The sequence below is a fragment of the Paenibacillus xylanexedens genome (genome assembly GCF_001908275.1).
Lineage (GTDB): Bacteria > Bacillota > Bacilli > Paenibacillales > Paenibacillaceae > Paenibacillus > Paenibacillus xylanexedens_A.
Map to the genome: position 1 here is coordinate 4,544,153 of NZ_CP018620.1, position 17,774 is coordinate 4,561,926.

General features: G+C 50.6%; 1 protein-coding gene. It reads left to right on the plus strand.

The genetic code is table 11. The features are described from left to right. The first annotated feature begins 33 nt into the window (after positions 1 to 33). Positions 34 to 17,712, plus strand: coding sequence for an SDR family NAD(P)-dependent oxidoreductase (locus BS614_RS32190; protein WP_074095294.1), 17,679 nt, complete (start codon positions 34 to 36; stop codon positions 17,710 to 17,712). The last annotated feature ends 62 nt before the right edge of the window (positions 17,713 to 17,774 follow it).

A 17,774-nucleotide genomic window follows, 5' to 3' on the forward strand; every position in this document is an offset into this window, starting at 1 on the left:
CACATTGACCGATATGCAAAGGGAGTGTAGTAGATGATCATTACAGAACATATGGATTCGGTTCAGGAGCAGATGAGCAGCATCGAACGGCTTCTTATTCGGTTATTATGGGGGCAGCTGCACCATGCGGGATGTATGGACGAACATTTTGTGATTGAAAAAACGGTCCGTCCATTCTATCAGAAATGGCTGATCGAAAGTCGCCTGATGCTTGCCGAATATGCCCAGGAGTTGCCTGGTCCGGTTGAAAGCCTCCAATCAGAAGAGATTGCGGCCTGGACCCGGTTATCCTGGGAGGAATGGGAGAGCAGACTTCCTGACTGGATCTCACATCCCGATGTGCGCGCTTATGCAAGATTGGCCGATTCGATGATTCGTGCTCTTCCGGACATTCTCAGCGGACATAGGGCCGCTACCGAGGTGATGTTTCCCGACTCGTCGATGCATATGGTTGAAGGTATTTATAAACATCATGCCATTGCCGATTATTTCAACGGAACTCTTGCGGAACAGGCGCTGAGCGTAATCAATGAATTGACGTCCGAGATCACAGGACACAGGAAAGTAAACATTCTGGAAATCGGCGCCGGTACGGGAGGCACAAGCGAAGTTGTTTTTGAAAAGTTAAAACCCGTCGCACACAAAATACAGGAATACTGTTATTCCGATATATCCCGTGCCTTTCTCATGCATGCTGAGCAACAGTATGGCCCCTCGGTGCCCTATTTGACATACAGAATTGCCGATTTGAAAATCCCTTTTGCCGAGCAAGGCATTGAACCGGGTAGGTATGATCTCATTATTGCGAGCAACGTACTGCATACCACTCCGGATATCCGAGACACACTTCGCATGATCAAGGCATCGCTCAAAAAGGATGGACAATTGCTGTTAAACGAGATTACGCGCAAAACCGTAATAAATCACCTGACCTTTGGACTGCTGGAGGGTTGGTGGCAGTACACGGATGAAAATGTCCGCATCCCGGGGTGTCCGGCCTTGTCGGCCGCAAACTGGAAAAAGATGCTTCAGCGGGAAGGCTATCATTCCGTTCATTACCCGTCAGCACAGGCAGACCGCTATGGACAGCACATCATTGCCGCCAAAAGTGACGGTATCGTCATTCGTGCTAACTGTTCTGCACCTGTTGTTAAAAACGTCTTTCAACCCAGTCGTCCTGCCGATATCGTACACCAGAACGTATCGTTCTATGAACAGGAGCAATCCGCTCCGGATCATGGGATCATCACCACGGAGATGACTGAACAGTTTGTGAGAAAGGCGATCCGTGAAAGCATCGCGGAGGACCTCAAGATGGAGCAGTCCAGAATCCAGAACAATCGCAGCTTCTCGGACTATGGCGTCGATTCCATTATTGCCGTCCATCTGGTCAACGTGCTTAATCAGAAGTGCAAACTGACCTTGCAAACGACCGTGCTGTTCGACTATAACAATGTGGATCGTCTGGCAGAACACATTTTGCAGGAATACGGAAAAACGATCGAATCGCTGCTCTTGCAGAGTCAGTCTTGGGAGCCAGAACCGGCAGCTGCAATGGCATCAGATACAGCAACAACCATTTTCCCGGGCACCTCGCTGCCTTCCGAATCTGTCAATTATACACCGGCTCCCTTTGTGGACAGCAGCAACGCGAAAGCACCTAACACCCGAATCAATGACAAGACCTCCGGTTCTTATTTTTATCGGACACATATTGGCAGTCCCTCGGAGATCAACGATCTTCAGCTTCATCAGACCCTTGTGCAGGAATTGCGGCCTGACGAAGTGCGCATTTCGGTCAGAGCGTTTTCCCTGAATTTTGGGGATTTGCTCTGTATTCGGGGCCTGTATCCGACCATGCCGCCGTATCCTTTTACACCAGGCTTTGAGGCAGCCGGTATTGTAGTCGAAACAGGTTCCTCCGTTACAACGGTAAAAACCGGCGATGAGGTAGTGTTCTATGCAGATGCCTCTCTAGGAGCACATGCCACCGCCATTACGTGTAAAGCAGAGCAAGTGTTTGCCAAACCTGATCGGCTTACTCATGAGGAAGCTTGCTCGCTGCCCGTCGTAGCCATGACTGTCATTGCCGCCTTCCGCAAAGCCAATATTCAACCCGGCGAACGGGTTCTGATCCAAACGGCAACCGGAGGTGTCGGACTTGTAGCCATTCAGCTTGCCCGCCATTTTGGTGCAGAAATTTTCGCTACGGCCAGCATGCAGCACAAGCTGGATTATTTGCAGGAAATGGGCGCCAGCTATGTAATCAACTATGCCACTACGGACTTTGAACAGGAAGTACAACGGCTCACGAACGGAGAAGGGGTACACGTCATTCTAAATACCCTGCCAGGCGAGGCGCTGCAAAAAGGATTAAACTGTCTTGCGCGGAACGGAAGATACATCGAGATCGCGATGACAGCTCTCAAAAGCGCCCATGCAGTCAACCTGTCGGGACTCAATCACAACCAGAGCTTCTACAGTCTGGATCTGCGCAAGCTGGGTATGGAACAGCCTGAAATGCTCGCGGAATACAGGCAAGAGATGATGCATTGGGTAGAAGAAGGGGTCATCCGTCCCCTGATCGGTCAGACATTCCCGATGGACAGATTGCAGGAAGCCTACCGCTGCATGGATCAACGAAAAAATATCGGCAAAATTGTCATTAACGTACCGGAATATATGTACTATCAGCCTGCCGCTGCTGCTCTTCCAGCTAATTCTACCTGTGTCACCACTCAAGTCCGGATTGAAAGTGACGGATTGGGAAACAAAAGCGAAGAGATGACAACGTATGAGCCGGTGGCGATCATTGGCATGAGCGGCCGATTTGCGGGTTCACGCGACGTAGCGGAATTGTGGTCGCATCTCGAAAAGGGAGATGACCTGATCCAACGTGAGCAGCGCTGGAATCTTGCCAAGCATTATGAAGCGGATGTTTCCTTTTGCGACCAGGGCAGCTTTTTGGATAATATTCATGCGTTTGATCCGCTCTTTTTTAACATTTCCGGGCAAGAAGCGGCCTACATGGACCCTCAGCAACGGATTTTTCTGGAGGAAGCCTGGAGAACATTCGAGGATGCCGGTTATGCCGGCGACTCGATGCAGGGCCGTAAATGCGGCGTATACGTTGGCTGTACGGAAATGGATTATGGACAGCTGATGGGTGAACAGCCTCCAGCTCAGTCGTTCTGGGGGAAAGCTGGATCAATCATTCCGGCCAGGATCGCCTATTATCTCGATTTGAAAGGTCCTGCCATTGCGGTAGATACCGCCTGCTCCAGCTCGTTGGTGGCAATTCATCTGGCGTGTCAGTCGCTGTGGGCGAGGGAAACGGAAATGGCGCTTGCGGGTGGGGTGTTTATTCAATCGACTCCCCAGTTCTATATGGATGCCAACCGTGCCGGCATGCTCTCAACCACCGGGCGATGTCATACGTTTGATGAACGGGCAGACGGTTTTGTGCCAGGAGAAGGAGCTGGAGCGGTTCTGCTGAAACGGCTCAGTGATGCTGTACGTGATGGAGATCACATACATGGCGTAATTCGCGGAACAGGAATCAATCAGGATGGTACGACCAACGGAATTACCGCACCAAGTGCCAAATCACAGACCGCTTTGGAGAAACAGGTCTATGATCGCTTCGGTATCGATCCGTCCAGCATTCAGCTGGTAGAGGCACATGGAACCGGAACTCGGCTCGGGGACCCGATCGAGTTCCAGGCGCTCACTAACGCATTTTCGTCATATACGGATCAGAAGCAATACTGTGCGCTGGGCTCCATCAAAACCAATATCGGGCATCTGGCGACCGCTGCGGGCATTGCCGGATTGATCAAGGTTTTGCTTTCCTTGCGTCACAAGCGCATTCCAGCTTCGCTGCATATGGAAAAGGCCAATCCCAACATTACGTTCGGCGACAGCCCTTTTTATGTCAATACGGAGACCAAGCCATGGCACACCGAAAAAGGCCAGCGGAGAAGGGCTGCGATCAGTTCATTTGGATTCAGCGGAACCAATGCCCATATGGTCATTGAAGAGGCCCCCCCGCGTCCGGCTGCCAGCTCCGACCTGCGGCCTGGATATCTGATTGCACTGTCAGCGCGTACTGCGGACCAACTACGTCAGCAAGCTGAGCAGCTTGTGTCCTATGCAAAAGAAAACTCTGCGGTGGAAAGTCTGCACATGAGTTATACCTTACTTACAGGCAGACCTCATTTGGCCCATCGGATGATCTGTATTGCCCGCAACGGGGAACAGCTAGCTGATCAGTTGAGTGAGTGGCTTGCAAAAGGGGAGAGCAATTCAGTAACCAGCGGATTCGTTAATCGAAACGAACAACGCGGCAACGCCTCGTTGAAGCGATACGCCGCCGAATGTATAAGGCAATGCCGGGAAACGGAGGATTCCTCTGTTTATCTGGAGCATTTGTCAGCCCTCTGCGAAATGTATGTACAGGGCTACGATCTTTCTTTCGACAAGCTGTTTCCAATCTCTGCACAGCGTATCCCGCTCCCGACTTACCCCTTTGCAGGGGACGACTATTGGGTGCCGGCACGTGAAGATACTCAGCGGGTTAAACATCCGTCGAGTGCCGAATATGCTTTTGGAACAGTGCTGCATCTACTGGTTCACAGAAACACTTCCAGCGTAAAGCAATTGCAATATTCGTCCACTTTCAGCGGTCAGGAATTCTTTTTCAAGGATCACTTGGTGAAGGGGATGAAGGTGCTTCCGGGTGTAGCTCATTTGGAATGGGTATGCTTTGCAGCAGATACGGCATGGGGTGAGTTCTCGGATTCGAGGATGATTCGCTTGAGAAACGTGATCTGGTCTGCCCCGTTAATTCTGAATGAAACATCAGCGTCCTTTGCCATCCGTTTTCGTCCTGTCGAGCAGACAGAGGGAGACGAAACGATGCACTTTGAAATTGTTCAGGAGCAGGGAAAGGAAAACGATCAACATAAACAGCTATACAGTCAGGGCCAAGTCATACTTGCCAAGCTTCCGGTCCAAGTGGAGCGGGATATTCAAACCGAACTTGCAGCTTGCAAACCCAGCCCGGTTCATGCCGAAGCATTCTACGCTGCCTCCGCTCAAACGGGCATTGTCCTTGGGCCGGGCTTACGCGGGATACAGTCCGTACATGTTGGTCAGGATCGTGTCATAGCACACTTGTCACTCCCGCAATCCCTGACCTCTTCGGGTGAAGAATATATTCTTCATCCCAGCTTGATGGACTCGGCGCTTCAGGTCTCCATCGGATATCTGCTCGGCATTGTGACGGACCAAGCTGCCTCAGGCAGACCTGCGCTGCCGTTTGCGCTGGAGCAGTTGGATATTCTGGGCCCCTGCACAGCGGAGATGTGGGTGGTTGCCGCGTACAGTTCAGGAAACAACCGGGACAGTAAAATTCACAAGCTGGATGTAGATCTGTGCGACATGCACGGAGTGGTACGTATACGCATGACCGGATTTACGCCGCGTGTTCTGGAGAAGGATTTCGATACACCGGAGGAAGAAAACGTGAGGCCGATTCTAATGGCGCCGGAATGGAAGCCGCTTGAGATCTCTTCCGACCAATCAGCCGCTAAGTACAACAATCATCTGATCTTAATTTCGGATCATTTTACAGGGCAGCTATCTTCATTGCGTCAATCGTTTCCTCACGCCCGCTGCGTACGACTGGCATCGGATACCTTTGCATCCGAAGAGCGATTTGAGCTAGACAATGCATTGCCGCACCCGCTTGCAAGCTTTTTTACTGAATCAGCTGCACACCTGCTCGAAGAAATTAAGCAAATGGTGAACACCGAAACCGGAAGTACACTTATTCAGCTTGTTATTCCTTTCGAGGAAGAGGGGCAGGGCGGACTGCTCAACGGTCTTGCCGGGATGTTGTTGACGGCTTCAAGAGAGCATCGACAGTTAACATGCCAGCTCATTCAGCTGCACTTCTCCATACAAACAGGTGAACTGATTGATAAAGTGGCTTCAGAGAGCCGTCATTCAGAAAATGTAATTGCCCGCTATCCGGCTTCCGGCATCAGGCAGACAAGAGTCTGGCATGCGCTGTCTGCTCACTCCGCTGGCAATTCATCGTCCTGGAAAGACGGTGGGGTATATCTGATAACCGGAGGCATCGGCGGAATCGGATTAGCCTTAACACGGACGCTTGTCAGTCAGATCAGGAACGCCACGATTCTGTTAAACGGCCGCTCGACTCCAAACGCCGAGCAGCAGGCCCAGCTTCAACAGCTTCAATTGAACGGAAATCACGTGCTATACAGGAAAGGGGACATCACTTCCCGTGAAGCAGTTCAGAGACTGGTACAGGAAATTCAGTCTGATTACGGTGAGCTGAACGGCATTATTCATGCGGCAGGTGTCGTGAAAGATCGTGGCTTACGGCACAAAGATCTAGAAGAACTGCGATCCGTCTTGGCTCCCAAAGTGGACGGCACGATATGGATCGATGAATCGACCGCCCACATGGCGCTCGATTTTTTTGTCCTGTTCTCTTCGCTCGCTGCTGTGACAGGCAATCCGGGTCAAGCGGATTACGCCTGTGCGAATGCTTTTATGGATGCCTACACCACATACCGAAATGGGCTGGTTCGGAACGGACAGCGTAACGGGACAACGCTCGCAATCAACTGGCCGCTCTGGAGAGAAGGAAGCATGCACCCAGGGGCAGCAGCGGAACAGAAAATTCGCCGCCAATGGGGAATGTACCCGATGGACACCTCTATCGGAATCAAACTGCTGCATATGGCCATGAACAGCGGTTCATCCCAAGTGCTGGCTTTTTACGGTGAACCGGACGTATTTCTGTCAGGTGTAATGTCTGATTCCGCAGGTTCGGTGGATCAGCCATCGATATCGAACGTGTCAACAGCTCCTTCACAATCCATGACGTCTGTTGCCGTCCCAAGCGACGTCCCCGAGTCGCAAAAACGAACATGGTCAACAGAGGATGAGCGAAAACGGCTGCTCGTTTCCAGAGTCCAAGACGTTTTAACGGATCATATGTCTGAGTTGTTGCAGGTAAACCGGACCGACATCTTTCCAGATGTGGAATTTGGCGAATATGGATTCGATTCCATTTCGTTTACCGATTTCGCCGGTATTCTTAATGAGCACTATGCGCTTAAACTTACACCTACTGTTTTCTTTGAGCACTCCACCTTAAGGTCTTTAACAGGACATCTTGTCGGAGCCTATCCGAAACAGTGGGATACACTTTTGCCTGAGAAGCACATGGACACCGAGGGACTGCATACTGATGACTCATCACAGGAGAAGGAAACAGAAGGTGTTTCCTCTAATCTGCTCGGACAGGTGGAACAGGCTGGTTCGTTTTCGATCCGTAACCCATATACATTTCCAAAGGAAACGGAAGATTCCTCTGAGCAGAAAGGACAAATGGGAGGTTCAATAACATCCTCCGAACGCCATCGAGAATCCAGCCTGCCTGAATCCGATCATCAAAATCATAAGGCGCCGGAACCCATCGCCATTATTGGCATGAGCGGCCGTTTTCCGATGGCGAAGGACATTGATGCCTTATGGAATAACCTGCTTCAGGGACGGGATTGCATCTCGGAAATTCCACCGGATCGGTGGGACTGGAGAGCCTATTACGGAGACCCCGATCAGGCTCACAACAAAACCAATATCAAATGGGGCGGATTTATGGAGGGTGTCGCCGAATTTGATCCTGGTTTCTTTGGCATTTCCCCACGTGAAGCGGAGTTGATGGACCCGCAGCAGCGGCTTTTGATGATGTATGCCTGGAAAGCAATTGAAGATGCGGGCTATGCACCACCGAGCTTGTCCGGTTCAAAAATGGGTATCTTTGTTGGCACTGCGAGCAGCGGGTATCATCGTCTGTTAACACAGGCGGACACCGTAATTGAAGGATATACTTCCACAGGCCATGTGGCTTCCGTAGGTCCTAACCGAATGAGCTTTTTCCTGAATGTACACGGTCCAAGTGAACCCGTGGAGACGGCATGCTCCAGTTCACTGGTGGCACTTCACAGGGCTGTTCAGGCGATACGAAATGGAGACTGTGATACTGCTATAGTGGGTGGAGTTAATACCATTCTGGACCCGGATTATCATATCAGTTTTAATAAAGCGGGTATGCTGAGTCCAGATGGACGTTGTAAAACGTTCTCCGATGAGGTTAACGGATATGTACGCGGAGAAGGCGTTGGCATGATATTTTTGAAAGGGTTACGGGCCGCTGAGCAAGCAGGTGACCACATATATGGCCTGATTCGTGCTACGGATGAAAATCATGGTGGACGGGCCGCATCGCTCACCGCACCGAATCCGCGAGCACAGGCCGACTTGATTAAATCTGTATATTCAAAGGCTGGTGTGCACCCTTCTACCATAGGATACATTGAGGCTCACGGAACAGGCACACCACTTGGTGATCCCATTGAAATTAATGGCTTGAAGATCGCGTTTCAGGAGACTCCTGCAACTGCAGAACTCAATCTGACAACCTCAGCATCTTGCGGACTGGGCTCCATCAAAACCAACATTGGGCATCTGGAGCTTGCCGCGGGCATTGCCGGGGTCATTAAGGTACTGCTGCAAATGAAATACAAAACGCTTGTGAAGACAGTTCATTATGAGAGACCTAACCCTTACATTCAATTGGAAGGAAGTCCTTTTTACATCGTTGATGAAAATAAAGCATGGGAAGCGCTCCATGACTCTGCCGGAAGAACGCTGCCAAGACGTGCAGGAGTGAGTTCCTTCGGATTCGGAGGCGTAAACGCACATGTGTTGCTTGAAGAGTATATTCCAGCTGAATCGGTAGCCAATTCGGATAGGACCCTTCATCCAGCTCATGGGGACTCAATGAACAAAGCTACTTCGGTATGCGTCGTACTGTCAGCCAAAACCGAACAAACACTCCAGGAGCAGGCTCGGCAATTGCTGGCGGCGTTGCAATCGGGACGCTATGAGGATTGTCATCTGCCTCAGCTCGCGTACACACTTCAGACAGGGCGTGCGGCGATGGAAGAGCGACTGGCTTTGGTGGCAACTTCCATTGCTGAAATAGAAGACCGGCTGGACGCTTATATTCATGATCCGGAGAAAGCCGAAAACATCTATCGAGGCAAAATAAAGTCCCACAGAGCCTCCATCGCTGCACTGGCAGAGGATGCAGATATGCAGGAAACGGTAAAAAGCTGGGTCCGCAAACGCAAGTATGGACAGCTGCTGGATCTTTGGGTGAAGGGTCTGGATGTTCCGTGGTCTGAAGGTTACACGGGAAGGACGCCCCAGCGAATCAGCCTGCCCACTTATCCGTTTGCCACAGAACGTTATTGGGTGCCTGAACAGAAGGAGCGAAAATCGGGACAACCTGTACCAACATCTTATCTTCACCCGCTACTCCAGCGAAATACATCGGATCTGCAAGGGATTCGTTTCAGTTCAGAGTGGAGCGGAAAGGAATTTTTTCTAAATGATCATGTCATTCACAATCGTAAAATCATGCCAGGGGCCGCCTGTCTCGAAATGGCCAGGGCAGCTGTGGAACAGGTTATTCCCACAGAAACATCCCAGCAGGACAGGGTTATAGTTTTTCGCGACATCTACTGGACTGTGCCGTTGGGGATGGAACTGCATTCAGTCACACCGGGCAGACTCCAGGCGGAATTGAGTTTAACTCTGCTGGATACGGGGGAGATCCGTTATGAAATAACCAGCGGGAAAAACGATCCGAGATCCGTGAGATCCGAACCATCCAAACGGAATGTACATCATATTGGAACGATTTCGACGTCCACTCGTCAAGCATCATCCTATCCAACGATCGATCTGGAATCCTTGCTGTTGCAATGCGGAAAACAAACGATGACGGCTGCTGAATGTTACCGTTCCTTTGAGCAGTCCGGCCTATATTATGGACCGGGTCATCAGGGGATTCAGCGTCTTCATATTGGAGAGGGGCAAGTCATCGCACAATTGAAACTGCCGCCATCTCTTGCATCCACGGCTGAGGAGTACGGTCTGCATCCGGCTCTGGTGGATTCAGCTATACAGGCATGCATCGGATTGCCGCAATTCAAGGAAGGGGGAGTTACCCCATTTTCCTTGGATCAGGCTGTAATCTATCGAGACTGCCCGGATTCCGTCTGGGCATGGGTGCGTCTTTTGCCGGAACAGGATTCTTCCGGAAAGGCTAGCAAAGTGCAGATCGATCTATGTGACGACCAGGGAAAAATAGTCCTGCAATTCATAGGGCTGACGATTTTGCACAGACCGCACCCTGGGGAACCATCCGGCGTTATTCAGGAAGAGTCCAATACATTTGCAAAGCCACTACCGGATGAAACAATAGCTTACGCCACCTCGGAGAAGCAGACTCTGACACCAATTCCACTCTCGGGAGCGATGACTTATGCGCCAAGTTGGAGAGAAGTATCAGCCAGTCCCGATGTAACCCAACCTAAGTCCATGTCTTTCGGCGGTTCCGGGATTATCGTAGGCGGGACGTCGAGGCAGCAGGACGTTATTCAGCAATGGCATCCCGACCTGCAATCTGTTGCGGTTGAAGGGGATGCACCAGAAACAAAACTAGAAATCGAGTTAAAGCGCCATGGCGTAATCAGCCGTCTAGTCTGGATTGTGCCGCCCTCTAGCATCGTTCACGGACCGGAGCATGCTATGGAAGTGATAAATGAGCAGAACCAGGGATTGTTTCAGACATTTCTCCTCATTAAAGTCTTGATAAATCTGGGCTACGACGCACGCAGACTCGATCTGACCATCATAACGGAGAAGGCCTGCAACGTATTGGCTGGAGAAACGATCTATCCTGCGCACGCCGGAATTAGCGGACTGGCAGGTTCCCTCGCCAAAGAAATGCCGGATTGGAGGGTCTGCCATCTGGATGTGGATGATGTCCATGACATCGGAGCGCATCCCGAACGCCATTTTCCAGGGATATGGGATGGGAATACTCGCGCCTGGCGGAATGGAAAAGGGTATGAAAGTGTACTGGTGAACGTCTGCTCTACAGGTGACACGCATGAAGCATTCAGAAAAAATGGCGTCTACGTCGTTATTGGCGGTGCGGGCGGCATTGGGGAAGCATGGAGTGAATATATGATTCGGCGCTATCAGGCGCGGCTTATCTGGATTGGCCGAAGAGCGGTCGATGCACGGATCGGAGAGCTATGCAGACGCCTTGGCGACTTGGGAACCGAACCGCTGTATATTTTTGCGGATGCATCCGACAAACACAGCTTGCAGGAGGCATACCGCCAGATCAGATCATTGGCGCCAGCCATTCACGGGGTTGTCCATGCTGCAGTAGGCCTGATGGATCAAAGTCTGTCTCAGATGACTCCAGATTATTTCCGCAATGTATTGTTATCCAAGCTGGATGCCAGTGTGAACATGATGAACATTTTTGGACAGGAGCCTCTGGATTTCATGCTGTTTTTCTCCTCCATGAGTTCGTTCACCACACCAGCTGGACAAGCCGGATATGCCGCCGGATGTGCCTTTATCGATGGCATGAGCGCTGCAGCACAATCCTGGAAATTCCCTGTAAAAGTAATGAATTGGGGTTACTGGGCTGAGACCGGCATCGCCAGTCAGGTGCCTGCCACTTTCAAGCAAACACTGAATCAGTCGGGAATTGGCTCCATACACCCTGAGGATGCCATGCGGGCGCTGGAACTGCTGATGGCAGGAGGCAAGCATCAACTGGCGTTCATTCAGACGGACAAACCAGGGGCAGTGGAAGGCACAGCGTCTGATCGTATGTTTATGGTTGCGCCTGAAGCGAAGCAAGTAGGACGCCATCAGCTCATGAATCGAATTTCTGGGCAAGAACTCAACCTGAAGCCGATTCAACAAAAGTGGGCCGCCTTTAACGATGAATTCGAGTCCATGCTGGCCGGACTGCTGTCAATTCAGTTGCAGCAGATAATCTCAGCTCATTCGGCAAACCGTCCTGTTGCCATCTATGATCGCTGGATGAAGGAAAGCAGAAAGCGTATAGAGCAGTATACCTTGTCGCAACAGTCTCTTGCTTCTGACTCGATGTGGTCGGCATGGGAGCAGCGTATGAAGCACTGGCTGCTGGACCCGGATTTTGCGCCACAGGTTAAGTTAGTCGACCAGATGATACGCAGCCTGCCGGAGATTGTCAGAGGAGAGCTGGCTGCCACCCATATCATGTTCCCCGACGGAGCGATGGATATGGTGCAGAATATTTACAAGCATAATTCAGCAGCAGACTATTTCAATGAAATACTGGCCGATACCGTCGCAGCGTACCTTGCCGAGCGACTTGAATCCAATCCGCAGGCCAGCTTGCGTATTCTTGAAATCGGTGCCGGGACAGGAGGAACGACGGAAAAGGTGCTTGAGCGGATAAAACCCTTTGCCGCCTCTATTGCGGAGTATGCATACACCGACATCTCGAGAGCATTCCTGCTGCATGGAGAAAAGACTTATGGGGAGAATCACCCTTATCTGAACTGCACCATGCTGGATATCGAAAAACCTCCTGCCGAACAATCCTATGATCTGGGCAGTTATGATCTGGTCATCGCAGCCAACGTTCTTCATGCTACCCGGAACATCAGACGCACCATGGGTCACGTACACTATCTATTAAAACAAAACGGCCTGCTTCTGCTGAACGAATTGACTCACAGTTCACTGTTTAGCCACCTGACATTTGGTTTGCTGGAAGGCTGGTGGCTGTATGAAGATGATGATATCCGTATCGGGGGCTCCCCTGTTCTTGGCAAGCAACAGTGGCAGAAGACGCTACAAGAGACTGGGTTTGGACAGGCAATGCTGCCAGCCGAACCAGGTGAGAGTCTGGGGCAGCAGATCATCACCGCCTTCAGCGACGGATATATATCCATGGCCATACCTCCTGCGGAGGCCAGATCCAATCATGAGCCTATTTCTTCTGAAAACTCATCGGTCATGAACATGGACAAAGTGCAGACAGAACAACTGTCAGAGTCAGAACTGGATTCCGATCAGATGTGGCAGGCCAGCCTGACATTTTTCAAACGTCTGGTCGGTGAGGTTATTCGGATGTCACCTGAACATATCGATGAGTCCGAACTGATGGAGGCTTACGGCATCGATTCCATCCTGATTGTTCAACTGACGAACCAGTTGCGCAAGCATTTTGACGGCGTGAACACCACGCTGTTTTTTGAGCACAAAACACTTGCATCATTAATTCATTATTTTATGAAACAGCACAGACAGGAGCTATTGGTGGCGGTTTTACCGAATCTGCCTGAAAAAGAGCCGGAACAAACGCACGAATCCCTTATTCAGTCAACTGTTTCGGCAGTGGAAAGGACGATGGAGGAGCCTGTTTTCGATCCGGTAAAGCCTGTACCCATCACGGCATCTCTCAACTTAGCTGCCAATGAACCGATTGCCATTATTGGCATCAGCGGCAAATATCCGCAGGCAGATAATCTGGAACAATTCTGGGACAACCTGATTGCAGGCAAGGACTGCATCACGGAGATTCCGGAAGAACGCTGGTCACTTGAAGGATTCTATGAACCGGATCGCAAGGAAGCCGCGCGCAAAGGCAAGAGCTACAGCAAATGGGGCGGCTTCATTGAAGGATACGCTGATTTTGATCCGTTGTTCTTCCAGCTCTCTCCCAGAGAGGTCATAAACATGGACCCGCAGGAAAGGCTCTTTTTGCAAACCGTATGGGAAGCACTTGAAGACTCCGGCTATACAAGGGAACAGATGGATCGACAGTACAATGGCAAAGTGGGGGTATTTGCGGGTATTACCAAAAGTGGCTTCAACCTCTACGGCCCGCCGCTATGGAATGAAGGCAGTGAATGGTTCCCGCAGACCTCGTTCAGTTCGGTTGCAAACCGGGTTTCCTATTTGCTAAACCTCCATGGTCCCAGCATGCCGGTGGATACGATGTGCTCCTCTTCACTCACGGCTATCCATGAAGCATGTGAAAGCATTCGCCGCGGCGAATGTGAGGCAGCGATTGCAGGCGGGGTGAACCTGTATCTGCATCCTTCAAGCTATGTTGCCTTATGTGCCCAGCAGATGCTGGCAGCGGACGGTAAATGCAAAAGCTTCGCTCAGGAAGCAGACGGTTTTGTACCCGGGGAAGGCGTCGGAGTGGTTATCCTGAAACAACTGTCCAAAGCGGTTGAAGATAGCGATCAGATCCATGCGGTCATCCGCGGAACCCACATTAACCACGGCGGCAAGACGAATGGGTATATGGTTCCCAATCCTGCAGCCCAGGGAGACCTGATTCGGGAGACGATGAATAAGGTAGGCATTGATGCCCGCTGGATCAGCTATATCGAGGCACATGGAACCGGGACAAGCCTGGGGGATCCGATTGAAATGGCCGGACTTGCCCGAGCGTTCCGCCAGGATACGCAGGATAAAGGATACTGTTCCATTGGGTCACTGAAAAGCAACGTTGGACATATGGAATCGGCTGCCGGAATTGGCGGACTTACCAAGATCATTCTTCAGTTGAAACATGGTCAGATTGCACCCAGCCTGCATGCCGGAGAACTGAACAGGGAAATTGACTTCAAAAACACGCCGTTTATCGTACAGCAGAAGGCGAGTGATTGGTCAAGACCGATGGTTGAGGTGGACGGACTGATGCGGGAAATACCGCGCATTGCTGGTGTATCCTCATTTGGCGCTGGGGGCGCTAATGCTCATGTTATCGTTGAAGAATACATTCCTGCTCCTGCTCACCCTTCTTTTCCGGTGACAGAAAGCTCTTCTGGCATGACAGAACGTAAGTCGGAGCAACCGGTAATGATCGTTTTGTCTGCCCGAAATGAAGAAAGGCTGGTTGCTTTGGCGGAGAAACTTCTACTATATATTAGCCGCCGAACATTGGATGATCAGGTGTTAGACAAGCTGGCCTATACACTTCAAACCGGCAGAGAGGCAATGGAAGAACGTTTGGCTTTTACAGCAAGCACGATACGTGAACTGATCGCTAGACTGGTTACCATTCAAACCGGAAAGTTAAAACAAGCCATTCCCGGGATATACAGAGGACGGGTTAATCGAACCTCGTATACTCCTTTAGACACCGAGCAAGAAGCGAACAAACCTGCTTCTGAGGATGTCAGGCAGGCCATGATACAAGTTAACGTGGATCGATTGCTCGAATTATGGGTGAATGGCGCGAAGCTGGACTGGAAGCAAATGTATGGTGCAATAACGCCAGACAAAATGAGTCTGCCCACCTATCCGTTTGAGCGGGAAAAATATTGGCTGCCTGACGCTAAGGGAATGCTGCATGTTGCTAATACCACCGAGGCAGATTCCCGCAATCCCATTGTGCTTCATCCGATGCTTCACCATAATACATCCCTGTTATCGGAGCAGCGCTTCACCTCACGGTTTAGCGGTGATGAATTTTTCCTGTCAGATCATCAGGTCGGAACCTACCGGGTACTTCCGGGAGTGGCATATTTGGAAATGGCTCGCGAGGCTGTGAAACGCTCTGTAGAACATGCTGATTCCGTGCCTGAGGTGATTGTGCTGGAAAATATCATCTGGGGCAGACCCGTGGTAATTGCCGCTCAGGCCACCGACGTTCATGTGCGCTTGTATACGGAAGAGCAGGGAGATATCCACTATGAAGTATACACCCAAGATGCGTCAGGCGAGTTGCTGCACAGTCAGGGTTTGGCTTTGCTGAAAACTGAATCTCAAGACTTAAGGCTGAATTTGGCAGACATACGCAACAGATGCATAAAGCCGTGGACAGCGGATGAATGCTATCAGGCTTTTGAACAGATGGGACTACACTATGGCACAGCCATGCGAGGGATCGAAACGGTCTACACGGGAGAAAACGCGGTGCTGGCCAAGCTCGCTCTGCCTGCCCGGGTGAGGGACTCTACTCGTGACTTCGTCCTCCATCCGTCCATGGCAGATGCGGCTTTGCAGTCTGCCATTGGATTGCTGCTTGCAAGTTCGATGCCTGATGATCACAGACTGCAAACAAGTCCAAGTCCGCTGCTTCCTTTTGCACTGGAGCGGGTCGTTTTCCACCGTCCTTGTACAGCCTACATGTGGGCTTATATTCGTTACAGTAAGGGACATAAACCATCTTATTCGCTGCAAAAGCTGGACATCGACTTGTGTGATGAAGATGGAAATGTATGTGTGCAATTCGAGGGCTTCACCAGCAAACCATTGAAGGGAGAGATTCACATGGGGAAAACATTATCTCCAACCGAATCACAAACACTGTTGTTTGCAAAAGAGTGGAAGGAGCAGGAAGCAGTAGTTGTACCTGAGGTGGTATACAGTCGTCATATCGTCATGTTATCTGGCCCTTGGATAGAGCAGGAACACGTCTTGGCTGCCAAACTTCCGAATGTACAGTATGTATCCCTTGGTCCAGACCCATCGGATCGGGTTGGTCATTCCGACTTGATGGATGAGCAATACTTGTTTGCTGTTAAGAAGGCCTATCGTTATGTGCAACAGTTGCTTAAAGCTAGACCGGAAGGTGCTGTACTCATTCAACTGCTGGTTGCCAAGCGGGCACAATACAAATTATTCGGAGGATTATCTGCCTTGCTGAAAACGGCTGAATTGGAAAATCCGAAAATCATCATTCAAATCATTGAAGCAGATGATCTTCAGAGTACCGAACGAGTGGTGCAGATCCTAACGGAAAGCAGTCAAAGCGCTGGCGACACACATATTCGCTATCAGAACGATAAAAGATATACATCATTGTGGAAAGAGGTCGGTACTTCACATTCCTCCTTGGTCGAGCTGCCTTGGAAAGATCGAGGCGTGTATCTGATTACAGGTGGTCTGGGAGCAATCGGATCTATCATAGCGGAGCATATCGCCAAGCAGGCAGAACATCCCGTACTCATCCTTACAGGGCGCTCTGAACCGGATGAATCAGATCACCAGCGAGTGGCGTTGCTGGAACAGATGGGGGCAGAGGTCATCTATCGGCGTTCGGATGTCTCGAAGAGGGAAGCTGTAGATGAACTGATGCTGGAAATCAGCCAAAACCACGGCGAATTGCATGGAATCATTCATAATGCAGGCCTAATTCGCGACAGCTATATGATCCGAAAGGAGCTTGATGACATCGAAGAGGTGCTGGCTCCAAAAGTCGCTGGAACGGTTCATTTGGATGAAGCAAGCCAGTATTTTAAGCTGGACTTTTTTGTATTGTTTTCCTCGCTAGCCGGGGTACATGGCAATGTGGGTCAAGCCGATTATGCGGCAGCGAATGCGTTTATGGACGAATATTCCGAATACCGCAATGAACGTGTTCAGCAGGGAGAACGTCACGGGTTTACACTCGCCATTAATTGGCCCTTGTGGGAAGAGGGCGGTATGCATATGAATGATCATGCGAGACAGAACATGGAACAAATATCAGGAACGGTTCCACTGGAGCGTGCAAATGCGATGCGATCTCTCCAGCAGACACTGCAAGAGAGAAGGTCACCTGTAGTCGTCATTCAAGGGGAGGCTGATCAAATGCGAAGCTTCATGGGTATTTCCGGGACTGCACCGATTATGAATACGGATGAAGCATACAGCCGTTCCGATGACGAGAATTACCTCCACCTTGTAGAGAAAATTCGCAGCGGTGAATGTACCCTTGATCAATTAATGCATCTCAAGTAGTTGTACTTGCTTTGCTTGCTTCTAAGCCGGTTTTTAAGACTTACGCGAAATGCGCTTGATTT

Bases quoted from the DNA above. Each gene is read 5' to 3' on its own strand.
- BS614_RS32190 (WP_074095294.1), top strand. From the start codon at position 34: ATGATCATTACAGAACATATGGATTCGGTTCAGGAGCAGATGAGCAGC.